General features: G+C 67.4%; 19 protein-coding genes. 7 read left to right on the plus strand and 12 right to left on the minus strand.

Features of this window, described 5'->3' with window-relative positions:
- Window position 1: 1 nt before the first annotated feature.
- The 6 genes from narJ to ASF98_RS11160 all read right to left on the minus strand — a co-directional run bounded on the left by narJ (window position 2) and on the right by ASF98_RS11160 (window position 8,571).
- Window positions 2–622 carry a nitrate reductase molybdenum cofactor assembly chaperone gene (gene narJ, locus ASF98_RS11135; protein ID WP_055801511.1) on the minus strand — a complete coding sequence of 207 codons (621 nt, stop codon included), beginning with the start codon at window positions 620–622 and terminating at the stop codon, window positions 2–4.
- On the minus strand, window positions 619–2,346 hold the full coding sequence (gene narH / locus ASF98_RS11140) for a nitrate reductase subunit beta (RefSeq protein WP_055801514.1): 1,728 nt from the start codon (window positions 2,344–2,346) through the stop codon (window positions 619–621). The genes narJ and narH overlap by 4 nt, the downstream gene beginning before the upstream one ends.
- Window positions 2,346–6,056 (minus strand): nitrate reductase subunit alpha, encoded by a 3,711-nt coding sequence (locus tag ASF98_RS11145; RefSeq protein WP_055801517.1) that lies wholly within the window; start codon window positions 6,054–6,056, stop codon window positions 2,346–2,348. The genes narH and ASF98_RS11145 overlap by 1 nt, the downstream gene beginning before the upstream one ends.
- Before the next feature lie 175 nt (window positions 6,057–6,231).
- Window positions 6,232–6,981: a LamB/YcsF family protein gene (locus tag ASF98_RS11150; protein ID WP_055801520.1), complete on the minus strand. Its 750-nt coding sequence runs from the start codon at window positions 6,979–6,981 to the stop codon at window positions 6,232–6,234.
- A complete protein-coding gene (locus ASF98_RS11155; RefSeq protein ID WP_055801523.1) occupies window positions 6,965–7,855 on the minus strand; it encodes a hypothetical protein in 891 nt (296 codons plus the stop codon). The genes ASF98_RS11150 and ASF98_RS11155 overlap by 17 nt, the downstream gene beginning before the upstream one ends.
- Before the next feature lie 125 nt (window positions 7,856–7,980).
- The gene (locus ASF98_RS11160) at window positions 7,981–8,571 is read right to left on the minus strand and encodes a hypothetical protein (protein ID WP_055801524.1); all 591 of its coding nucleotides are present in this window, start codon (window positions 8,569–8,571) and stop codon (window positions 7,981–7,983) included.
- Between the two features lie 72 nt (window positions 8,572–8,643).
- Between ASF98_RS11160 and ASF98_RS11165 the strand changes: the two genes are divergently transcribed.
- Complete coding sequence (locus tag ASF98_RS11165; protein WP_055801528.1) at window positions 8,644–9,990, plus strand: MFS transporter; 1,347 nt, start codon at window positions 8,644–8,646, stop codon at window positions 9,988–9,990.
- A 20-nt stretch (window positions 9,991–10,010) separates the two neighbouring features.
- On the opposite strand, the gene ASF98_RS11170 is transcribed toward ASF98_RS11165, so the two are convergent.
- From ASF98_RS11170 to ASF98_RS11195, 6 genes are all read right to left on the minus strand, one after another.
- Entirely contained in the window at window positions 10,011–10,463 is a 453-nt protein-coding gene (locus ASF98_RS11170; RefSeq protein WP_055801530.1) for a DUF2871 domain-containing protein, read from the minus strand.
- 79 nt (window positions 10,464–10,542) lie between these two features.
- Entirely contained in the window at window positions 10,543–12,903 is a 2,361-nt protein-coding gene (locus ASF98_RS11175) for a glycoside hydrolase family 65 protein (RefSeq protein WP_055801532.1), read from the minus strand.
- 51 nt (window positions 12,904–12,954) lie between these two features.
- The gene (locus tag ASF98_RS11180) at window positions 12,955–13,695 is read right to left on the minus strand and encodes an HAD family hydrolase (protein WP_055801535.1); all 741 of its coding nucleotides are present in this window, start codon (window positions 13,693–13,695) and stop codon (window positions 12,955–12,957) included.
- A 135-nt stretch (window positions 13,696–13,830) separates the two neighbouring features.
- Window positions 13,831–14,859, minus strand: coding sequence for a LacI family DNA-binding transcriptional regulator (locus ASF98_RS11185; RefSeq protein ID WP_055801538.1), 1,029 nt, complete (start codon window positions 14,857–14,859; stop codon window positions 13,831–13,833).
- Between the two features lie 156 nt (window positions 14,860–15,015).
- Window positions 15,016–15,633, minus strand: coding sequence for an alpha/beta hydrolase (locus ASF98_RS11190; RefSeq protein ID WP_055801541.1), 618 nt, complete (start codon window positions 15,631–15,633; stop codon window positions 15,016–15,018).
- Between the two features lie 42 nt (window positions 15,634–15,675).
- Window positions 15,676–16,896: a beta-ketoacyl-[acyl-carrier-protein] synthase family protein gene (locus ASF98_RS11195; RefSeq protein ID WP_055801545.1), complete on the minus strand. Its 1,221-nt coding sequence runs from the start codon at window positions 16,894–16,896 to the stop codon at window positions 15,676–15,678.
- Window positions 16,897–17,235: 339 nt separating this feature from the next.
- On the opposite strand from ASF98_RS11195, the gene ASF98_RS11200 reads away from it, so the two are divergent.
- The 6 genes from ASF98_RS11200 (at window position 17,236) to ASF98_RS11225 (ending at window position 22,834) form a co-directional block, all read left to right on the plus strand.
- A complete protein-coding gene (locus ASF98_RS11200) occupies window positions 17,236–17,493 on the plus strand; it encodes a DUF6458 family protein (RefSeq protein WP_028270630.1) in 258 nt (85 codons plus the stop codon).
- Window positions 17,494–17,755: 262 nt separating this feature from the next.
- Window positions 17,756–18,565, plus strand: a complete 810-nt coding sequence (locus ASF98_RS11205) for a DeoR/GlpR family DNA-binding transcription regulator (protein WP_055801549.1) — start codon at window positions 17,756–17,758, stop codon at window positions 18,563–18,565.
- Entirely contained in the window at window positions 18,562–19,545 is a 984-nt protein-coding gene (locus ASF98_RS11210) for a 1-phosphofructokinase family hexose kinase (RefSeq protein ID WP_055801552.1), read from the plus strand. Before ASF98_RS11205 ends, ASF98_RS11210 begins: the two co-directional genes overlap by 4 nt.
- A 2-nt stretch (window positions 19,546–19,547) precedes the next feature.
- The gene (locus ASF98_RS11215; protein WP_055801556.1) at window positions 19,548–21,602 is read left to right on the plus strand and encodes a PTS fructose transporter subunit IIABC; all 2,055 of its coding nucleotides are present in this window, start codon (window positions 19,548–19,550) and stop codon (window positions 21,600–21,602) included.
- Window positions 21,603–21,658: 56 nt separating this feature from the next.
- Window positions 21,659–21,937, plus strand: a complete 279-nt coding sequence (locus tag ASF98_RS11220; protein ID WP_055801558.1) for an HPr family phosphocarrier protein — start codon at window positions 21,659–21,661, stop codon at window positions 21,935–21,937.
- Window positions 21,938–22,186: 249 nt separating this feature from the next.
- Entirely contained in the window at window positions 22,187–22,834 is a 648-nt protein-coding gene (locus tag ASF98_RS11225; RefSeq protein ID WP_055801560.1) for an SRPBCC family protein, read from the plus strand.
- Window positions 22,835–22,836 lie beyond the last annotated feature (2 nt).

The following is a 22,836-nucleotide window of genomic DNA, read 5'->3' on the forward strand; positions in this document are numbered from 1 at the left end:
GTCAGGCCCCCTTCACGGGCAGCAGCCGCGGATCGTAGGGGTCAAGGCCCACGGCTTCGGTGGGCGGCCCGTAGCCGGCCATCCGCATCACGGCCTGCTCATCCGCGGGCGACTTCCCGGGCAGGGTGGCACAGACGGCCTGCAGGATCCGGGCGTGCGGCAACTCGTCCCGCAGCAGCCCGAACCGGAGCATCTCCAGGCTCGCCCGGAAGCTAGTGAGCAATTCCCGCCCGGCCGCCAGGTCCACCACCGCGGCGTATTCCAGGACCATCGGCAGGTAGTCCGGCAGTTCGCCGTGGGTGTCCACCAGGATGTCGCTTTGCCGGTACGTCTTCTTGAAGTTGCCCAGCACTTCGCCGCGGCGCCGGGTGTCCCCGTCCGTCCAGTAGCTCAGGTGCAGTGCATGGCGCTTGCCAAGGTCGAATTCGCGGACGTAGTGGGCCTGCACCTCCATGGGCGGCGTGGATTCCAGCAAGTCCAGCACCTCGGCGAAGTCCGCGACGGCGCCGGGGAACTCGGCCAGCGCGGCCCGCATGAGCGGCACCCTCCCGATCAGTTCCTCGTCCGGGTAGGAAAGGCACCAGGCGGCCGCGAGGTAGACCACCTGCTGGCGCCGGCTCACGGCTGCTCCCCCGCCGGGGTGCCGGACCCAGGGCTGGCTCCAGCCTCCGTATGCTGCTTGTCCGGGAAAAGCGCCTTTTCCGGGAAGAGCCCGGAGGGAGCCCCGGTGCCGTCCCAGTTGAGCAGGTTCACCCGGCCGCGCAGGCTGGTACCACCGGGCGGCTCGTCGGAGGTCTGCCGGTCGCGGAGGGCGTTGAAGGTTTCCACCGCCACGGGGACCGGCCGGCCGCTGGCCTCGCCGAAGTGGGCGGTATCCTGCATGCCCGGGCCGCCCTCGAAGTCCAGCGAGCAGCCCATCTCCTCCAGGTCATGGGCCTGTTCCACGTGGGCCTTGGGGATGACGTAGCGCTCGTCGTACTTCGCGATCGCCATCAGCCGGTACATCTCGTACATGGTCTGGCCGTCCATGCCCACCGCTTCGGGGATGGAGTCGTCGGGGTCGTTGCCCAGGCTGATGCCGCGCATGTAGGAGCGCATGGCAGCGAGCTTCTTCAGCACCGCGGTGACGCGGTCCGCGTCCCCGGCGGTGAAGAGTTCCGCGAGGTATTCCACCGGGATGCGCAGCGCCTCAATGGCGCCGAAGAGGTTGCCGTGATCCTCGCCGTCGTGCCCCTGGTCCCGCAGCAGATCCACCACGGGCGAGAGCGGCGGGACGTACCAGACCATCGGCATGGTGCGGTATTCCGGATGCAGCGGCAGGGCCACCTTGTAGACCTTGGCGAGCGCGTACACCGGCGAGCGCCGGGCGGCGTCGATCCAGTCCTCGGGGATGTTCTGGGCCCGGGCTGCGGCCTGGACGGCGGGGTCGTTCGGGTCCAGCAGCACGTCCATCTGGGCATCGTAGAGTTCCTGCGGGTCGGTGACCGCGGCCGCCGCGGTGACGGCGTCGGCGTCGTACAGGAACAACCCCAGGTACCGCAGCCTGCCCACGCATGTCTCGGAACAGACGGTGGGCAGACCCACCTCCACCCGCGGATAACAGAAGGTGCACTTCTCCGCCTTGCCCGTCTTGTGGTTGAAGTAGATCTTCTTGTACGGGCAGCCGGTGACGCACTGCCGCCAGCCGCGGCACTTGTCCTGGTCCACCAGCACAATCCCGTCCTCCACCCGCTTGTAGATCGCGCCGGAGGGGCAGGACGCCATGCAGGACGGGTTCAGGCAGTGCTCGCAGATCCGCGGCAGGTAGAACATGAACGTCTGCTCGTAGGCGAACTTGATCTTGTCCTCGGACTCGCGGCGGACCTTTTCGACGATGGGGTCCAGGTGGCCGTTCTCGGTGGAACCACCCAGGTCGTCGTCCCAGTTCGCGGACCAGGTGATCTTGGTGTCCTTGCCGGTGATCAGGGACTTGGGCCGGGCCACGGGGAAGTCGTCGCCCAGCGGCGCGTCCACGAGGGTCTTGTAGTCGTAGGTCCACGGTTCGTAGTAGTCCTTGAGCTCGGGCTGGACGGGGCTGGCGAAGATCCCCAGGAGCTTCTTCACCCGGCCGCCGGCCTTGAGCACCAGCTTGCCGCGCTTGTTCAGCACCCAGCCGCCGTGCCACCTTTCCTGGTCCTCGTAGCGGCGCGGATACCCCTGGCCGGGCCGGGTTTCCACGTTGTTGAACCAGACGTATTCGGTGCCCGCACGGTTGGTCCAGGCCTGCTTGCAGGTCACAGAACAGGTGTGGCAGCCGATGCATTTGTCCAGGTTCATGACCATGCCCATTTGAGCCATGACACGCATCAGTACTGCACCTCCTGGGAACGACGGCGGACGGTGGCCACCATGTCGCGCTGGTTTCCGGTGGGGCCAAGGTAGTTGAACGCGTAGGCCAGCTGGGCGTAGCCGCCGATCAGGTGCGAAGGTTTGACCAGCAGCCGGGTTACGGAGTTGTGGATGCCGCCGCGCCTTCCCGTGGCCTCGGACTTCGGCACGTCGATGGTGCGTTCCTGCGCGTGGTGGACATAGACCACGCCGGCGGGCATCCGGTGGCTGACGATCGCCCGGGCCACGAGGACGCCGTTGATGTTGAGGCATTCCACCCAGTCGTTGTCCTTGACCTGAATGGCCTCAGCGTCGGCCGGACTCATCCAGACCGTGGGCCCGCCGCGGGACAGCGAGAGCATCAGCAGGTTGTCCTGGTATTCGGAGTGGATGGACCATTTGGAATGCGGGGTCAGGTACCGGACCACCACTTCCATGGCCCCGTCCCGGCCGAGTTTGGGTTCACCGAAGAGGCGGTGCATGTCCAGCGGCGGCCGGTAGATCGGCAGGGCCTCGCCGATGTCGATCATCCAGTCGTGGTCGAGGAAGAAGTGCATCCGCCCGGTCAGGGTGTGCCACGGCTTGAGCCGCTCCACGTTGATGGTGAAGGGGGCATAGCGCCGGCCGCCCGTTTCGGAGCCGGACCACTCCGGCGAGGTGATCACCGGGACCGGGCCGGCCTGGGTCTGGGCGAAGGTGATGAACTTTTCCTCGGAGCCCTCGGACAGGTCCGCCAGTTTCCGTCCGGTACGGACCTCGAGGTCCTTGAAGCCCTGGACGGACAGGGCGCCGTTGGTGGTGCCGGAGAAGGCGAGGATGGCCTCCGCCATTTTCGCGTCGGTGTCGATCGCCGGGCGGCCGTCCGCGGCGCCGCCGAGCATCACGCCGTTGGAGCGGCTGAGCCGGTCCAGCGGGCCGGCGAGTTTGTAGGTGACGTTCTTGACAGTGAAGCCCAGCTTGTCGGCGAGCGGCCCGACGGCGGCCAGCTTGTCCGCGATGGCCGTGTAGTCCCGCTCCACCACGGAAAAGACGGGCATGTTCTGCCCCGGCACGGCGGGGATGTCCGTCTCCCGCCAGTCCCGCACGATCCCGCCGGGCTGGGCCAGCTGGCCGGGGGTGTCGTGCTGCAGCGGCACGCTGACCAGGTCCCGGCGGACGCCCAGGTGGGTCTTCGCCTGCCGGGAGAACTCCTGAGCCAGCAGGTGGAAGGTGTCGAAGTCCGTCTTGGTTTCCCACGGCGGGTCAATCGCCGGGCTGAAAGCATGGACGAACGGGTGCATGTCAGTGGAGGACAGATCGTGCTTCTCGTACCAGGTGGCGGCCGGGAATACGACGTCGGAGAGGAGCGTGGTGGAAGTCATCCGGAAATCAGCGGAGACCAGCAGGTCCAGTTTTCCTTCGGGCGCCTGCTCATGCCATTTCACGTCCCTTGGCTTGAGCCCCTCGGCGTGGTCCTGGCCCAGGACGTTGTTGTGGGTGCCCAGCAGGTTCCGCAGGAAGTACTCATTGCCCTTGGCCGAGGAGCCGAACAGGTTGGAACGCCACAGCACCAGGGTCCGCGGCCAGTTCTCCGGGGCATCCACGTCCTCGATCGCCGGGTTCAGCGTGCGGTTCTTGAGCGCGTCCGCGATGTAGCCGGGGGTGTCCTTCGCGGTCCCGGCGGCGACGGCGGCCTCCGCCTCGTCCGCGAGGTCCAGCGGGTTGCGGTCGAACTGCGGGTAGAACGGCATCCAGCCCAGACGGGCGGACTGGGCCAGCGCGTCCGCGGTGTGCATGCCGTCCAGGGCCCCGGTGGACAGCGGGGACTTCAGCGCATCCGCGGAGTAGCCGTCCTGCCGCCACTGGTCGGTGTGCATGTACCAGTAGCCGGTGCCGATCATGGTCCGCGGCGGACGTGACCAGTCCAGGGCGTTGGCCAGCGACACCCAGCCGGTGGCCGGGCGGGTCTTTTCCTGCCCCACGTAATGCGCCCAGCCGCCGCCGTTGCGGCCCATGCAGCCAGTCAGCATCACCAGCGCCAGGACTGCGCGATAGGTGGTGTCGCCGTGGAACCACTGGCAGATCCCGGCGCCCATGATGATCATGGACCGGCCTTTGGACTGCTCGGCGTTCCGGGCGAACTCCCTTGCCACCCGGATGCAGGCCTGCGCGGGGACGCTGGTGATCTCCTCCTGCCAGGCCGGAGTGTAGGGCGTGGACGCGTCCTCGTAGCCGGCAGCCCACTCCCCCGGGAGCCCGTCCCGGCCCACGCCGTACTGTGCCAGCATCAGGTCGAACACGGTGGTGACCAGCTGGCCTTCCACCTCAAGGACGGGCACGCCGCGGCGCAGCACGCTCCCCTCCCCGCCGGCGTCCTCGAAGCACGGGAGCAGGATCTCGGCGCTTTCCCCGGACACCTCGCGGAGCGACAATGCGGGGTCGATCCCTTCGAGGTCGAGGTTCCATTTGCCCTCGCCGCTGCCCGAATAGCGGAACCCCATGGAGCCGTTGGGCACTGCGGTCCGCCCGGTTTTCTTGTCGAACATCACGGTGCGGAACGCAGCGTCCTCAGCCCCGGCTTCGGCCGGGAGGTCCCGGGCGGTGAGGAATTTCGACGGCGTCAGCGCGCCGTCGTCGTTCTTCACCAGCCGGACCAGGAACGGAAGGTCCGTGTACTGCCGGACATAGTCGGAGAAGAAGGGGACGTCCCGGTCCACGAAGAATTCCTTGAGCATGACGTGCCCCATGGCCATGGCCAGCGCGGCGTCCGTTCCGGCCTGGGCGGGGAGCCATTCGTCCGCGAACTTGGTGTTGTCCGCGTAGTCCGGGCTGACGGTGACCACCTTCGTGCCGCGGTACCGCACCTCGGCCATCCAGTGCGCGTCCGGGGTCCGGGTGACGGGGACGTTGGAGCCCCACATCATGAGGTAGCGCGCGTCCCACCAGTCGCCGGATTCCGGGACGTCGGTCTGGTCCCCGAACACCTGCGGGCTGGCCACGGGCAGGTCCGCGTACCAGTCGTAGAAGGACGTCATCACCCCGCCGATCAGCTGGATGAAGCGGGTTCCCACGGCGTGCGAAACCATGGACATCGCAGGGATCGGTGAGAATCCGGCGCAGCGGTCCGGCCCGTAGTTCTTGATCGTGTTCACGTGGGCGGCGGCCGCGATTTCGATCGCTTCCTGCCAGGAGACCCGGACCAGGCCGCCCTTGCCGCGGGCCTGCTGGTAGCGGCGGCGCCGCTCCGGGTCCCCCACGATGTCGGCAAAGGCCAGCACCGGGTCGCCGAGCCGGGCCTTGGCCTCGCGGTACATCTCGACGAGGACGCCGCGGGCGTACGGGAAGCGGACGCGGGTGGGCGAGTAGGTGTACCAGGAGAAGGCCGCGCCGCGAGGGCAGCCCCTGGGTTCGTATTCCGGGCTGTCCGGGCCCACCGAGGGGTAGTCGGTCTGCTGTGATTCCCAGGTGATGATGCCGTCCTTGACGTACACCTTCCAGGAGCAGGAGCCGGTGCAGTTCACCCCGTGAGTGGAGCGGACCACCTTGTCGTGGCTCCAGCGGTCGCGGTAGAAGATGTCGCCCTTGCGGCCGCCCTCCCGGAACACCGCCCTGCCGTCGTCGGTCTGGTCCCATTTGGTGAAGAAACGGCCCAGCTTCAACATTGCATCTGATGCGGGTCCATCTAACCCCGCATGGGGTCCGGCAGCCATGCCCTCAAGCTAGGGTGCCGCGTGAACCCCCGGATAGGGCCGAACGGCACTAGCCCGCCCCCTTGGGCAGCGCGAACGGACACTTGAGCACCCGCCGCGCGCTTCAAGGGAGGGCCGCAAGTGCCCGTTCGCGCTCCGACGCCGCGCGCTTCAAGGGAGGGCCGCGAACTACGTACTAGGCGAAGGGTTCGAGCTCCACACCGGCGACTTCCAGGGCCTTGCGGACGGCGGCTGCCGTCTCCACGGAGCCGGGGGTGTCGCCGTGGAGGCACAGCGAATGCGGCTGCAGCCTGACCACCGTGCCGTCCACCGCCTCCACCTCGCCGTGAATGGCCAGGCGGACGGCGCGCTCGGCGATCTCCCCGGCGTCGACCAGGAACGCGCCGTCCGCTGAGCGCGGCACCAGCGACCCGTCCGGCAGGTAGGCGCGGTCCGCGAAGGCTTCATGGAACACGGGGTGGCCTGCCTCGGCGGCAAAGGACAGGAGTGCCGACCCCTGCAGGCCAAGGACGGGCAGTCCGGGATCGTAGGCCTGGATGGCCGCGATCACGGCGGAGGCCTGTTCGGCGTCGTGCACCGTACGGTCGTACAGCGCGCCGTGGACCTTGACGTAGTCCACGGATGCCCCGACGGCGTGCGCCACGCCGTCGAGCGCGCCGAGCTGGTACAGCACGGCCCCGAAGAGGTCGTCAAAGGTCATGTCAATGGACCGGAGGCCAAAACCGGGCAGGTCCGGGTACCCGACGTGCGCGCCCACCCTGACATCCAGTTCAAAGGCCGCACGGCAGGTGTCCAGCATGGTGACGGGATCCCCGGCGTGCAGGCCGCAGGCCACGCTGGCGCTGGTGATGAGCGGGAACATGGCGGCGTCATCCCCCATGGTCCAGGTGCCGAAGGACTCCCCCAGGTCAGCGTTCAGATCCAATGAATCCGCCTTTCAGTGTTGAGTCTCCGCCGGGGGTGCCGGAGCCGGGCGTATTGGTGCTGGCGTCAATAGCGGCCGGGGATCCGACGCTGCCGCCGGTATTGCCCGTGCCGGCAGCCCCGGGTGTCAGTTCGCCGGGGATCGTGTCCGGCATGGGGCCGAAAGCCTCCTTGGCGCTTGCGACGACGGCACGTCCCATAACGCGGTTGCCTACGCCGCCCACCACGGCACCGACGCCGAACGGCAGTGCCCGGCCCAGGAGCGCCGTCCCCTGCCGCTGTAGCAGGTTGCGGAGGAACGCGCGCTGGATCCGGTCCCGCACCGAGCCGAAGCCGGGGAAAGAGGTCTTGCGGGCGAACGCGGAACCCCAGGCGTCCGTGGGGCCCTTGCTGCGGCCGGCGGCCTGGCCGCTCAGGCTTCCGAGGAGGGCGGTCCCTTCCTCGCCCAGCATGATGGCCATGACCAGGGTGGAGGCCTTCTCCGGGTCCACCATGCGGATGCCGTGCAGCTCGGCCAGGGACGTCGCGTACAGCGCGGTGGCCTCGAGGAAGCCGACGGTGGCTGCGGCGGAGAGGCCCAGGGCGGCCACGGTGCCGACGCCGGGGATGACGGCGGAACCACCGACAAGCGCGCCGCCGCCGGTCACGGCCAGCAGGTAGTCGCGTTCCAGCTTGTCCGCGAGCTGCGCCGCCGTGGCGCGCGGGTGCCTGCGCTGGAGCCGCCGGAGGTTGGCAAGCACCAGCGGGCGCTGGACCTCGACGGCCCGCAGCAGCATGCCGTGCAATCCGGGTTTGGGCTTGCCTTGGGAGTCGAACACCGCCTTGTGCGCGGTTTTTTGTGCAATTCTCATTGCCGGGTTCTTCCGCATGGCCATCGTCACCTTTCCTGGAACGGGAACAAGCCGCCCGCTGTTGGTCGCAACCGCGGTTCGGAACCGTGATTGCTGCCGGGCAAGGACAGCTTGTGGCTGTCGCTCACCCTTAACACTAAGCCACCTTGCTACATGACCCAGGACTCGGCCATCGCAATGTACGCGGACGACGACGGCCCCCGGGGCCCGGGATACACCGTAGGCGAACCGGGCCATTCCACCCCGAACTCCGACAGCCGCCCCGTGCTGCACGGAAGGTAGACATTCGCCAGGGCGGCGCTGGTTCCGCCGAGCTGGAAATCGGGCGACGAGAACTGGCGGCGGTCCAGGACGCCGCTGATCTCGAGCTCCGCCTTGCGCCCCACGGCCCGGAAGCCGCGGTCCACGTCCAGTTCAACGTCGAACTCGTCCTGGGTGTGGGTGATTTCCGAGAGCGGAAACCGGGCTGCCTCCGGAAAATAGCGGGTCAGTTCGTTGGCCAGGGTTTCGGCGAAGTAGCCGTTGGGGCCGTAGCTGCGCCAGCCCTGGCGGGTGGCCACCAGGAGGGCGTTGCCGCTGCCCCATCTGGACCACTCGGCCATCCAGAAGGAGGCGAAGCAACTGGCGGGTTCACCGGGGATATGGACGCCGTCGGGGTTAACGGGATGCAGCGCCAGGCCCGGGTTGCTGCCGATGAATGCCATGCTGCGGCGTGACGCGCCTGCCGGACTGTTCCCCATACGGAGAGCCTAGCCCGGCAGGGGTCGGCGGCAGCCGCGGCGCGGCCGGACGGGCAGGCCTAGACTAGGCTTATGCCCACCCCCAGAGCCCTCCGGCCGTTTGTGCACCGGGAGTACCGGGTGCTGATCGCGGCGCTGGCCGTCTCCATTTTCGGCTCCGGAATGTGGGCTGTGGGCATGGTCTACCAGGTGATCCGCTTGGGCGGCGGTCCGCTTGAGCTGTCCCTTGTTGCCGCTGCAGGCAGCGTGGGACTGGTGGCGTTCGTCCTGGCGGGCGGGATCGCCGCGGACCGCGTGCCGCAGCGGCTTTTGATTATCGCCGTGGAAGGCACCAACCTCGCTGTGATTGCCGCCATCAGCGGGCTTGCCCTGGCCGGGTGGCTGCAGTTGTGGCACCTGGCCGTAGGCGCATTCGTGCTCGGCGTGGGAGCGGCGTTCTTCTTCCCGGCCTATTCGGCCATCCTGCCCAGGATCCTGCCGCCGGAGGACCTGCTGGCGGCCAACGGCATGGAGGGAACCCTGCGGCCCATCCTGCAGCAGGCGGCCGGTCCCGCCGTGGCCGGCATCCTGGTGGCCGCGTTATCCCCCTCGCACGCAGTCACGGGCGTGGCGGCATGCCACCTCCTCGCTTTCATCATCCTCAACTTCCTCGGCCAGCACGCGCTTGATGCGCCGGGCACGGGCACCGCCGGGACGGACCGCACCGCCGGCGGGGCCGTCGTCGAACGTACGGGCGGGGACGCCGTCGAACGCGCCAAAACGTCCTTCTTCCACGACCTCCGCGAGGGCGTCAGCTACACGGTCCGGACACCCTGGCTGTTGTGGACGCTGCTCTGGGCCTGCATCTCGGTGCTGTTCCTGATCGGCCCCATCGAGGTGCTGCTGCCGTTCGTTGTCCGCGACCAGCTGGGCGGCGACTCGCGCATGTTCGGTTTCCTGCTGGCCGTGATGGGCGTAGGCGGTGCGGCCGCATCACTGGCCACGGCGTCCTTCGCGCTGCCGCGCCGCTACCTCACCGTGATGATGGTTTCGTGGGGCGCCGGCAGCCTTCCACTCGCGGCGGTCGGGATCATGGACAGCTTCTGGACGGTCGCTGCGGCGCTGTTCATCTTCGGTGCCACAGGCGGCATCGGCATGGTCATCTGGGGGACGCTCCTGCAGCGCCGGGTTCCTGCCCATTTACTGGGCCGCGTTTCCAGCCTGGACTTCTTCGTGTCCCTGGCCCTGATGCCCGTCTCCATGGCGCTGGCCGGACCCGCTGCGGCCGTGCTGCCCACGTGGGTGATCTTCCTGGTGGCCGGCGGCGTCTGCCCCGTCATGGCCGTGGTGGCAATGGTGGTGGCCAGGATGCCGGCCGACGAACTGGCCCACCCGCTGGACCGCAGCGCCGGGGACCGGGAGCACGCGGACAGCCCGTAGGCTGCTATGTCCCGCGGCTGCTACGCCTTGGCGGCTACGGGCAACGGCGGCACCTCAACCGGAGCCGCCGTCAACGCCTTCCGCAGGGCCAGGAAGAGCAGCACCAGGCCGGCGGTGAGCAGCATGTGCCCGGTGCCGGCAATCCCGGCCAGGGCTTTTGAACCGGCGTCCAAACCAGCCACGACCAGTGTTCCCTTGACCAGCATCATCCCGCCGGTCACCACCACGCCGGCGTTCCAGATCCAGAAGAACCAGGCCGACAATCTCGGCGCCGCAGCGGAGATGGCGAAGGCCTTCTCCAGCACGAGCACCAGCAACAAAACGATGAAGCCCAGCACCAGCCAGTGCGTGTGCACCAGGCCCAGCTGGGAGTCCCCGGTGAAGCCGTTGAGCTTGGTAAGTTCCCGATAGTAGAGGCCGGAGAGGACTCCGGCGATGGCATAGGCAAATGAGGCATGGAGGAGTTTTTTCACTCCCCCAGTCTTTCGCCGGAACACGACGGCGGGATCAACCGTTCGGTTGATCCCGCGCGTCTGTTGGGACTACTACTGCTTAGCTGCGGGCGCGCACGATCGGGATGGACGCCGTCGGAAGCCCGCTCGGGAAGATGGTGGGCTCAGGCGCGCCGACAGGGGCCAGCGGCACCCGGGCAACGTCGTGGCCCACTGTGAGCAGCTCGCCGCGGACGTTGACGTCCAGGGGTTCGCCCTCGCGGATGCTGAGGCCGATGGACCCCTGGCCCAGCTCCACGAAGAGCAGGCGCCCCCGCACCTTGAGGTGGAAGGTCAGGCCCTCCCACTCGACGGGCAGCCTCGGATCGAAGAAGGGAACCTCGCCCTGGTCGCGGAGCCCCGCGAAGCCGCTGACAAGGGAACTCCACACACCGCCCGTCGAGGCAATGTGGACGCCGTCGATCGTGTTGCCGTGGGTGTCGTCCAGGTCGATGTACAGCGCGTGCGTGAAGTGGTCCAGCGCGGCTTGGCTGTAGCCCACCTCAGCGGCCATGATGCCCTGGACGCAGGCGGACAGGGTGGAGTCGCCGGTGGTGATCGGATCGTAGAAGTCGAACGCGCGCCGCTTTTCCTCCGGTGTGAAGTCCTGCCACTGCAGGAACATCGCCAGCACGGTATCTGCCTGCTTGAGGACCTGGTGGCGGTAGATCACCAGCGGGTGGAAGTTCAGCAACAGGGGGTACTTGGACCGGGGCGTGCTCCAGTCCCACGGCTCCAGCGTCATGAAGTCGTTGTCCTGCGAGTACACCTCGAGGTCTTCGTCGTAGGGCAGCTGCATCCGGATGGCAGCCTGCTCCCAGAGTTCGCGTTCGGCGTCGTCGATCTCCGGGTGGTCCAGGGCCGCCGCGGTGCGCAGGTTGAACCTGGCCATGACGTTTGTGTAGAGGTTGTCATTAACCACGGCTGTGTACTCGTCCGGGCCGGTAACGCCGTGGATGTGGAACAGGCCGTCCTTGCCGAAGAAGCCCAGGGAAACCCACATCCGGGCGGTCTCGATCAGCAGCTCCGAACCCATCCCGTGTTTGAAGTCCGCATCGCCGCTGGCCCAGATGTACCTGTTGGTGGCAAAGGCGATCGCGGCTGCGATGTGGAACTGCGCGGTGCCGGCGGCGTAGTAGGCGCTTGCTTCGAGCCCGTTGATGGTGCGCCACGGGAACAGGGCTCCGTCCACGCTCAGTTCCTTGGCCCGGACCTTGGCGTCCGGCAGCATCTCGTGCCGGAACTCCAGGACCTGGCGGGCGTTGTCCGGGCTGGTGTACGTCAGGTACGGCAGCAGGTACACCTCCTGGTCCCAGAAGTAGTGGCCCTCGTAGCCTGAGCCGCTGACGCCCTTGGCCGGGATGCCGGCCACGTCCGCGCGGGCTGTGGCCTGGGCCAGCTGGAAGAGGTTCCAGCGGATGGCCTGCTGCAGTTCGGGCTGGCCGCCCACCACAATGTCCGTGGTGGCCCAGTATTCCCGGAAGTGCGCCTCGCTTTCGGCGAAGATCGCGCTGACGGGCTGAAGCGCGTTCTCTGCCGCTTCCGAAGGGTCCTGCGCAGACCCGCCGTCCACGGCTCCCTCGCGGAAGGCCCGCGCCACGGCGTAGCTGGCGCTCTTCTCGAGCCGGAAGGGCTGGTCCGCCCCCACTGCGAGGACGTACCGGACGCTGCTGTCGTCCTGGTCCACCAGGGTCTCGAACGGCTGCACCTCGGCAGAGGTCCAGTGGTCCACGGCCAGGCCCACACGCTGCCTGGACTCGGCGGCTTCCCAGGACAGGCGGAGCGAGCCGTCCCCGCCGTCGAGCCTTACCGGCAGCAGGACGCGGCCGGCGTGCCGACCGGCGCGGCGCGGATCGTGGGTGGAGTGGTCCTCCACGGGCTGGTCCTGGCGGTTGACCACCGCGGACGTCACGTCCGCGTAAACGTCCCGGTCCGCGGCCACTTCGAGGCTGATGCCCAGGGTGCCGCGGGACTGGTAACCGACCGCCCGGCGCTCCGTGGTGGTCACGGTGGCCCCTGAGCGGCATTGCCAAGTGATCCGGCATTCGTAGATCCCGGTGGCGAAGTCAACGGACCGGCGGTAGTCCAGCACTGTCGATTCGCTCAGGGTCAGCGTTTCACCGTCGATGATCACGGTGAAGTTGTTGACGTCCGGGATGTAAAGGATCCGCTGGCCGGTGCGGGCGAAGCCGAAGGCATTCTCTGCGTGCTTGATGTCCCAGGTTTCGTGGAAGCCGTTGATGAAGCTGCCGGGCAGGTCTGCGTCCGCGGAAGCCCAGTGGGCGCCGCGGATGCCGAGATGGCCGTTGCCCAGGCTGAAGAGCGTTTCCAGGGTTCCGGCGTTTCCGGGAAGGTGGACGGTTTCCACGAGCTGCCAGGGGTCGTTGGGGAAACGAGCACGGTCAGAGTTGATGAGTGCCATGGCTGTTGGGGTTCCTTTTGGCGTTGTGCAGGTGAGGGGCGTTTGGTCGGGCTAGAGGAGTTCGTTCAGGTCCCCGACCACCAGGGTGGCGCCGGCGTCCAGCAGCGTCTGCCGGCCGGCTCCGCGGTCCACTCCGATCACCGAGTGGAAGGTGCCGGCGTTACCGGCCTGGACGCCGGACACGGCGTCCTCAACCACGACGCATTCCTCGCTGGGGAGGTCCAGGAGCTGCGCCGCATATTCGTAGGTGGCCGGGCTGGGCTTTCCGGGCAGGCCCGCGGCAGCAGCGACGACGCCGTCCACCACCACGGGGAAGTGGTGCGCCAGTCCCGCAGCCTGCAGCACCGCCGGTGCGTTCCGGGAGGAAGAGACGACGGCGACCTTGAGTCCCAGCGCCTGCGCTGCTTCCAGGAAGCGCACCGAGCCTTCGTAGGGGGCCACGCCGCCGGCCTCGACGATGTCGTTGAAAACCTTGTTCTTGCGGTTGCCGAGGCCATGGACCGTGTTGTTGGCGGGGTCGTCATCCGAGGGGCCCTCGGGCAGCACGATGCTGCGCGAGGCGAGGAAGTCCCGGACACCGTCGAACCGGGGCTTGCCGTCGATATGGTCGAAGTAGTCGCTTTCGCGGTAGTTGTCCGCCTCCGGAACGTCCTGCAGGAAGCCGTCGAAAAGCTCCTGCCAGGCACGCTCGTGGACGATCGCCGTGGGCGTGAGCACGCCGTCGAGGTCGAAGAGGATGGCGGAAGCGCCGGTCCAGCCGTGGACGGTGGTGCTGTTTGAAAGCTCAGTCATGCGGTACTCGGTGTCCTTTCAGACGGCGTGCAGGGGGACGTGCATGGATGCTGCGGGTTTTGGGGCGGTGGGAGCCGTGGCGAGCAGAAGGGCGGCGGTGCCTTGCTCGGTGTTTGCGCGACGCAGCGTTTGTGCTCAGCGTTTCCGTCGCGTGGTCTTGCGCTCAATCAGTTTGGTATCCAGCACGTGGCTGGCGGGGGCATTCAACTGCCCCGGACGTTGGAGTCCTTCGATCAGCAGGTTGGCTGCGAAGGCGCCCTGGTCGGCTACCGGCTGCGCTATGGTGCTCAGTCCCAGGAACCAACTCATCTGATGATCGTCTATACCTATGATGGACACGTTTTTCGGCGCTGACAAACCGAGCTCGCGCAGGGCCATGAGCGCGCCGAAGGCAGTTTCGTCGCAGCCGGCGAAAATCGCGGAGGGCATCCTGCGGTTTTCGATGAGCTCGGTCATGGCCCTGCGGCCGCCCTCGATGCTCGACCCGGCGTCCATCACCAGGTCCGGGTCCACGGTCAGGTGGTGCTCGGCAAGCGCCCGGCGGAATCCGTTGAGGCGGTCCGTGGCCGTGACCACCGAGCGCTCCCCCGATTCGCGGCCGGAGAGAATGGCAAGGTCCCAGTGTCCGAGGCCCAGGAGGTGGTTGGTTGCCTTCCAGGCCGCGTCCTCGTTGTCGATTCCCACATTGTCCCAGGGGACGTTGTGCATGCCCACGCTGGCTACGGCCAGCCCGGAGGAGGCCAGGGCATCGATTTCGTCGCTGCTGAGGGCAATGTTCAGCAGCAGGACGCCGTCCACGCGCTGCGACAGGGCCTCCAGGTCGCCGAAGACCTTGCGGTGCACGCTGGGGGTGTTGCGCAGGCTGATCAGCATCGTGTCGAAGCCGCTGTCAGCAAAGACTTCCTCGGCTGCCTCCACGGCCTGGGCGAAAAACCACGCCGTGGCTGTGGGCGCGATGATGGCCACGGACCCCGTGGTCCCGCCCGCAAGGCGCGCCGCCGCCGAGGATGCCTTGTAACCGAGTTTAGTGGCGGCATCCGCAACCTTCAGGTGTGCCGTTTCGGAGACATTGGGCAGCCCGCGCAGGGCGCGGGAAACGGTACAGATGGACAGCCCCGACAATGCGGCAACGTCCTGGATGGTCACGCGCGGTGCTCTAGCCATGCAACACGGGCTCAGCCCTTTCTTCTTCGGAAGTCGTGGGCCCGATACATGGCCGAAGAAGAGTGTAAGCGCTTACAAATTTAGCGCGCAACTGGTTTTACCCGCGAGTGCGGATTATTTCGGGTTTCCGGGGAAACGACCCGCGCGCCTTGTCCTTCAGCGCAGGACGTAGTGGCGCAGGAAGGCGCTCACGTCCACCATCTCCGCCGTGGAAATCGTGTGGCCCATGCCCGGATAGGTCCGGGCCGTCAGCTGCGTATTCCGGTTCAGCCATTCCTCGGTGTGCTCCACGGCGTCGTCGTTGATCACCAGGTCCGCCTTGTCCCGGCCCCAAAAGAAGGGCGGCTTGGCGTCGAAGGATTCGCTCATGGCCAGCAGTTCGTTGTCCAGGACGAATCCGGACAACCCCACGACTGCCCGGAAATCGTGGGGCCGCAGCCGCAGCAGGGTGCTGGCCATAGCCATGCCCTGCGAGAAGCCCAGCAGGCTCACGCTGCTGTGCTTGGCCTTGACGGAGTTGATCCAGTCGAACACCTTGTTGCTGACGGAAATGACGTCGGCGAAGTCATGGGTCAGGAAATAGTCCAGCAGGAACCAGCCGTAGTCGTCGCCGATCACCTTGGGCGCGCGCAGGGCCGCGCAGGTGAACTCGGGCGGCAGCTGGCCGAACAGGTCCGACATGCGCACTTCGTCTGTGCCGTAGCCGTGCATCATCACCAGCAGCGGCGTTCCGGCGCGCTGGCTCTCCGGCCTGGACCATACGACTGTCTCCATCGCAACAGCCTAACTTTCCGCCGGCGGTCCCGGCGGCAGGCCTCAGCCTGCGGTGATCACCAGCGAGGCGCTGTGGCCGCCGAATCCGAAGGCGTTGGCAATGCCGGCCCCCGCAGCCAGCCCAGGGGTTGTCTCCGAAACGATGTTGAGGTGGATGTCCGGGTCCCGGCTGTCGAGGTTGAGGGTGCCCGGGATGGCGCCCGTGCGCAGCGCCTGGATGGTGACGATGGCGCCGAGCGCCCCGGCCCCGCCCAGCAGGTGCCCGGTAAGGCTTTTCGTGGACGTGACAGGAACGGAATGTCCGACGACGGCGCCGATGGCTTCCGCTTCGAGCCGGTCCCCCACGGGAGTGGACGTGGCGTGGGCGTGCACGAAGCCGATGTCCGCCCCGGTGAGTCCGGCCGCGGCAATGGCCTTCTGCAGGACGCGGCGCTGCATGGCGGGGTCGGCCGCCACGATGTCCACGGCGTCGGAGGTGACGGCGCTGCCTGCGATGACGCCGAGCACCTCGGCCCCGCGGGAACGGGCGTGGTCCTCGCGCTCCAGCACCACGATCCCGGCGCCCTCGGCCATGACGAAGCCATCGCGGTCCCGGTCGAAGGGCCTGGAGGCGGCCTGCGGGCTGTCGTTTCGGGTGGAGAGGGCGCGGATCTGCGAGAACCCGCTGATGGTCAGGCCGTTGATGCAGGAGTCCACTCCGCCGGCGATCACCACGTCGGCGGCGCCGCTGCGGATCATGTCGGCCGCCTGCGAGATCGCTTCGGCCCCGGAGGCGCAGGCGCTGACGGGAGTCCGCGCCCCGCCGCGGGCTCCGACGTCAATGGAGACCCACGCCGAGGGGCCGTTCACCATGATCCGGGTAAGCGTGTGCGGTGAGACCCGGCGCGGCCCCTTCCCGTCCAGGGTCCGGGTCTGCTCAAGGGTGGTGTCCAGGCCGCCGTAGCCGGAGCCGATCACCACGGCCAGCCGTTCCGGGTCAACCTCCGGCCGGCCGGCGTGCGCCCAGGCCTCGCGCGCGGCGATAAGCGCCAGGTGGCCGCAGCGGTCCATCCTTTTGTATTCCAAGGTGGACAGCAGTGACGGGACGTCTGCAGTGACGCGTCCTGCAATGCGCACGGGAAGCCCGTCTGACCAGCCGTCGTCAAGGGCCACAATCCCGGAACGTCCGGCCAGGAGCGCGTCCCATGTTTCGCCGGCGGTTGAGCCGACGGGAGTCACTGCTCCCAGGCCGGTGACTACTACCGCGGGGACTTGTTCAGACATGGGTAACACTGCTCCTGGGATCCGTGGACGCTGCGCGCTGTTTGTCGCGGACGCCTCCCCCGCTGGCCGGGCAGATTTGCCTGGCCGGGCGAATGTGCCCGGCAGGGAGAATGCGTGCGCAATCCACAGTACGCGGGGCACACCTCCGGCTGCTGGTGTTACTTCGCCGCCGCCGGCAACATCCCGGTAAATAACGACTGTGACACAGCTCCGGCGCGCGCCTTCGGGTTCATTGAAACAGCCGGGAAGGGGCTGTAGCCTGTCGCTAGACAGCATGCTGATCAAGTTTTGCCGCACGTCTTTTTGCCCGCACGTCCCCCGGACAGCTAGGAGCAAGTCATGAGAATCGGTTCCTCTATTTTCCTTATCGCCATCGGCGCCATCTTGGCGTGGGCCATCACCCCCGGCCTCATCCCCTATGTGGACCAGACGCTGATCGGGTACATCCTGATGGCCGTCGGCGTCATCGGCCTGATCGCCTCACTGGTGCTGGCTTCGCCGGGACGCACCAGGCGGGTAAGCGAAACCCGGTCGGTGGTGGACCCAAACACGGGCGAGCGGATTGTCCGCAATGAGAGCCGGGACGGCAGCCTCTAGCCATGATCCTCCGGCCGCCGCTGTCCACGGACACAGGCGAACCGCAATGTGAGTACCCCGGAAGCCGGGCCAGACCAACACGGTCGGGCCCGGCTTTCGCCGTCTTTGGAAGGACCCCGCCCACACCGTGATCTGCGTTCGTGTTGTTTTCATTGACAAACCCACAAGAACAAAGATAAAGTCAAGCAATTCAACATCGTGTGATGGCAGTCACTGAAGCCGTTCACTGAAGTACCAGCAGTATTTACGCAATGGAGGGTAAGTGTTCGCCGAAGAGCGCCAACAGCTGATCGCGGGTCTAGTCGCCGAAAGCGGCCGGGCCAGCGTCACTGCGCTTGCCGAGCGCTTCAACATCACCACCGAAACCGTCCGGCGGGACCTGGCTGCACTGGAAGCCGCCGGCACAGTACGCAGGGTCCATGGCGGCGCCGTCGCCCCGGACCGGATCAGCACCACCGAGGAAAGCATCCTGGAACGGACCGTGCAGCGGCAGCCGGAAAAGCTGCGCATTGCCGAGGCCGCTTTGGCTTTCATCCCGCAAAATCCGGCGGGCAGCATCCTGGTGGACGCCGGCTCAACCACTGAAGCGCTGGCGGACCTGATCGCCCTGCGCCTTGCCGACCCTTCCGCCGCCCCTGACACCGGCTCGGAGAACGAACTCGTCGTCATCACCCACGCGATCCCGATCGCCGCCAAGCTCGCCGGCGAGCCGGGCATCGCCCTCCACCTGCTGGGTGGCAGGGTCCGCGGCCTCACGCAGGCTGCCGTGGGCCAGTCCACCGTGGACGCGGCACACCGAATCCGTCCGGACATCGCCTTCATCGGCGCCAACGGAATCCACTCGGCCTTCGGGCTGAGCACCCCCGATCCTGAAGAAGCCGCCGTCAAAGCGGCCTTCGTCCAATCGGCACGCCGCATTGTGGTGCTGGCCGATTCGTCCAAGCTGGATGCCGAAACGCTGGTCCAGTTCGCCTCGTTGAAAGATCTGGACACCTTGATTACAGACAGTGAACCCAGCCCGGAACTGGCGGCGGCGCTTGCTGACGCCGGCGTGGACGTGGTGATCGCATGATTGTCACCCTCACCGCGAACCCGAGCCTCGACCGCACCGTGGCCCTGCCCTCGCCGCTGCTGCGCGGCGAAGTACAGCGGGCCGTCTCCGTCCGCCAGGAGTCCGGCGGGAAAGGCGTCAACGTATCCCGCGCCCTGGTGGCCTCCGGCCTGGAAACAGTGGCCGTGCTCCCAGGCGGCGACTCCGATCCGGTGCTGGCAGGGCTTCGTGACGGCGGCGTCCCCTTCGCCGCCCTCGCCATCCACGAACCGCTGCGCACCAACGTGGCGCTGACGGAGCCGGACGGCGTCACCACCAAAATCAACGAACCCGGCCCGGTACTAAGCGAAGACCAGCAGGAAGCCCTGATCGGGCTTCTGCTGGAGCGTTCCCGCGGCGCCAGCTGGGTTGTCCTCGCCGGCTCGCTCCCACCCGGAGTCCCGGCCGACTTCTACGCCACCGTTACCCGGCGGCTTCGGTCCACCACTGACGGTGCTGCCCCCCGCATCGCCGTCGACTCGTCCGGCGCGCCCCTCGCCGCCGCCCTCTCGGGCGACGCGTCAGGCATGCCGGACCTCCTCAAACCCAACGCCGAAGAACTGGCTGAACTGGCTGCCGCAGCCGGTTTCGCCACGGCGTCCACCGCTGACGAACTGGAAGCGGATCCGGAGGCTGCCGCGGCAGCCGCCGCCGCCGTCGTGCGTTCCGGTGTAGGTGCCGTGCTGGCAACGCTCGGTTCCAAGGGTGCGGTACTAGTGACGGCCGACGGCGCGTGGCTGGCCACGCATCCGCCGGTCAAGGCGGTCAGCACGGTCGGCGCGGGAGATTCTTCCCTTGCCGGCTACCTGCTCGCCTCCAGCCAGGGCGCCGCCCCGGCCGACTGCCTCCGTCAGGCCGTGGCACATGGTGCCGCTGCCGCCTCCCTGCCGGGCTCCACAGTCCCGGCGGTCCACCAAACCACCCCTGATGCCGTAACCATCACGGCCCTCCGGAAGGACTGACAGTGACTCAGCTCATTACTACTGATCTGGTCGAGCTAGACCAGAACCTGGGCAATTCGCCCGAGGACGTGATCCGCCATCTGGCCGGCAGGGTTGCCGCCACCGGACGCGCCACCGAAGCCGAAGGCCTCTTCACGGACGCCTTTGCCCGCGAATCCAAGACCGCCACGGGCGTGCCCGGCGGAATTGCCATTCCGCACTGCCGCTCCACGGCGGTGACGGTGCCCACCCTGGCCATGGCCCGGCTCTCGCAGCCCGTGGACTTCGGCGCCAAGGACGGCCCGGCCGACCTGATCTTCTTCATCGCAGCCCCCGAAGGCGCGGACCAGGAGCACCTGAAGCTCCTGTCCAAGCTGGCCCGCTCGCTGATCAAAAAGGACTTCACCGCTTCCCTGCGTGCAGCCACCACCCAGGCCGAGATCGTTGAGCTGGTGGACGGCGCCCTGGCCGACAAGCCTGCGGCCGCAGCCGAGCCTGCCATGGCAACAGCCGCAGCAGCCGCGCCCTCTGCCGGTGCCGCTACCGGCGCCAGGTCCGGCCCCAAGCGCCTCGTGGCCGTGACGGCCTGCCCCACGGGCATCGCCCACACCTACATGGCCGCCGATTCACTGGTTGCCGCAGCCAAGGAAGTCGGTGTGGACCTGCAGGTGGAAACCCAGGGCTCCTCCGGCGCCAAGCCGCTGGACCCCGCCGTGATCGCCGCAGCCGATGCCGTGATCTTCGCGGTGGACGTGGACGTCCGCGGCAAGGAGCGCTTTGCCGGCAAGCCGGTCATCAACGCACCCGTCAAGCGCGGCATCGACGAACCGGACAAGATGGTGCAGGAGGCACTGGCCGCGGCGGACAACCCCAACGCCCGGCGCGTACCGCACTTCGGCGCCGAGGAGCAGGCAGAAGCCGAAGCCACCGAAAAGGGCGAGCACATCGGACAGAAGCTCAAGAAGGCGCTCCTCACGGGCGTCAGCTACATGATTCCGTTCGTGGCCGGCGGCGGTCTGCTCATCGCTCTGGGCTTCCTGATGGGCGGCTACCTGATTACCCAGTTCGCAGACGTCATCGTGGTGGACAACAGCATTTTCAACCTGCCCACCGAGTACCCTGAAAACGCCTGGGGCCCGCTCGGCGCCTACATCGGTGCCGTGCTCTTCAAGATCGGTGCCCTCTCGCTGGGCTTCCTGGTCCCCGCACTGGCCGGTTACATCGCCTACGGCATCGCCGACCGTCCGGGTATCGCACCGGGCTTCGTGGCCGGCGCCGTGGCAGGGTTCATGGGTGCAGGCTTCCTGGGCGGCATCGTGGGCGGTCTCCTGGCCGGCTACATCGCCCACTCCATCGGCCAGATCCAGGTGGCCCGCTGGCTGCGCGGCCTGATGCCCGTGGTGATCATCCCGCTGCTTGCTTCACTGGTTGCCTCCGGCCTGATGTTCCTTATCCTGGGCGCTCCGATCGTCGCCATCACCAAGGGCCTGAACGGCTGGCTTTCCGGCCTCACCGGCGCCAGCGCCATCGCACTGGGCGTCATCCTGGGCCTCATGATGTGCTTCGACCTCGGTGGCCCGGTCAACAAGGTTGCCTACTCCTTCGCCGTCGCCGGCCTGGGCGCCGCCACCCTGGACAACCAGGCGCCGTGGCAGATCATGGCAGCCGTCATGGCTTCGGGCATGGTCCCGCCGCTGGCCATGGCCCTCGCTTCCACCGTCCTGGACAAGAAGCGCTTCAGCCTGGCCGAGCGTGAAAACGGCAAGGCCGCCTGGCTGCTGGGAGCGTCCTTCATTTCCGAAGGTGCCATCCCGTTCGCCGCAGCCGATCCGCTGCGCGTCATCCCCGCCAGCATGCTGGGCGGCGCAGTAACCGGTGCCATCTCGATGGCAGCGGGCGTCGGATCAAAGGCCCCGCACGGCGGAATCTTCGTCTTCTTCGCGATCGACAACTTCGTAATGTTCGTTGTTTCGATCCTCGTGGGCACCGTCGTCACCGCCCTGGCCGTGATCGCGCTGAAGCGCTGGGCCGTCCGCAAGTCCGTTGATACCGTGGAGCCGGTTCCAGTAACTGTCTGACCCGGTTCGGTATTCTGACCAACCATTTGTCTCGACCTGATATCCAAGGAGCACACATGTTCGAACGCACCGCCACCATCGCCAGCCGCGTGGGCCTGCACGCCCGCCCCGCCGCCATCTTTGCCGAGGCAGCCGGCGAGTACCCGCACGAGATCACCATTGCCCGTCAGGGCGAACCGGTTGACGAGGCCATGGACGCCGCCAGCATCCTGTCCCTGATGAGCCTGGGCGCCTCGCACGGCGACGTTGTGGTCCTCCGCGCCGAAGGCGACGGCGCCGATACGGCACTGGACCACCTGGTCCAGATCCTGGAAACCGATCACGACGCCGAGTAGCGGCACGGCGGGCTAAGACAGTCCGCTTCCGGAACGGCAGCCAGCGGCCGGCACGCTGCGCCACTGCCCCTTGAGGGGGCACACGGCGCACGGGCCGGCCGCTGCGTTTAACTCCCGGCACAATGAACTAAGCCGACTTAGTACATTCCTTGTTTTTGCCTGACGGCCCCGTTAGCGTGGACAGCGTGGCGACACGCCGTTCAACAGACCCATTCGGGGCACGACGCCGGGCTGAAAGAGGATGAGACAGTGGCTACCCTGCAGGAAACCATCGAGGTGGAAGTTCCCGTGTCCACGGCCTACAACCAATGGACCCAGTTCGAATCATTCCCGGAGTTCATGAAGGGCGTGGAGTCCGTGGAACAAATAGACGAGACGTCCTTGCATTTCCGGACCGACATCGCTGGGGTCAGGCGCGAGTACAACGCGCAGATCACCGAGCAGCTCCCGGACCGGCGGATCGCCTGGGTCAGCACGGACAAACCGCGCAACGCCGGCGAAATCTCCTTCGAATCCCTCGGGCCGGAGCACACCCGGGTCACCGTGGCACTGGAATGGGAGCCGGAGGGGCTGGTGGAGAAGGCCGGCTCCGCAGTGGGCGCGGTCAGCCACCAGCTCAGCGCCGACCTCAAGCGGTTCAAGCACTTCATCGAGTCGCGCGGCATTGAAACGGGCGCCTGGCGTTCTGCCGTGGACCACGGAGAAGTGGAAGAAACCGAGGAAGAGGCAGGCTTTGCGGCGAACGCTCCGGCGCACCACGCACACGTGTCTGAGGCACCCGGGTCAGCGGCACACGAATCCCACCCGCAGCCGCCGCATACACCCACGCCTTCGCCGAAGCGTCCGGCCGGGGTGGACCCCTTCATCGACGACGCCGAACCATCAGATCCGAGCTGACC

Origin of the sequence: Arthrobacter sp. Leaf337, assembly GCF_001423745.1 — a bacterium.
In the GTDB taxonomy this organism is placed as follows: Bacteria; Actinomycetota; Actinomycetes; order Actinomycetales; family Micrococcaceae; genus Arthrobacter.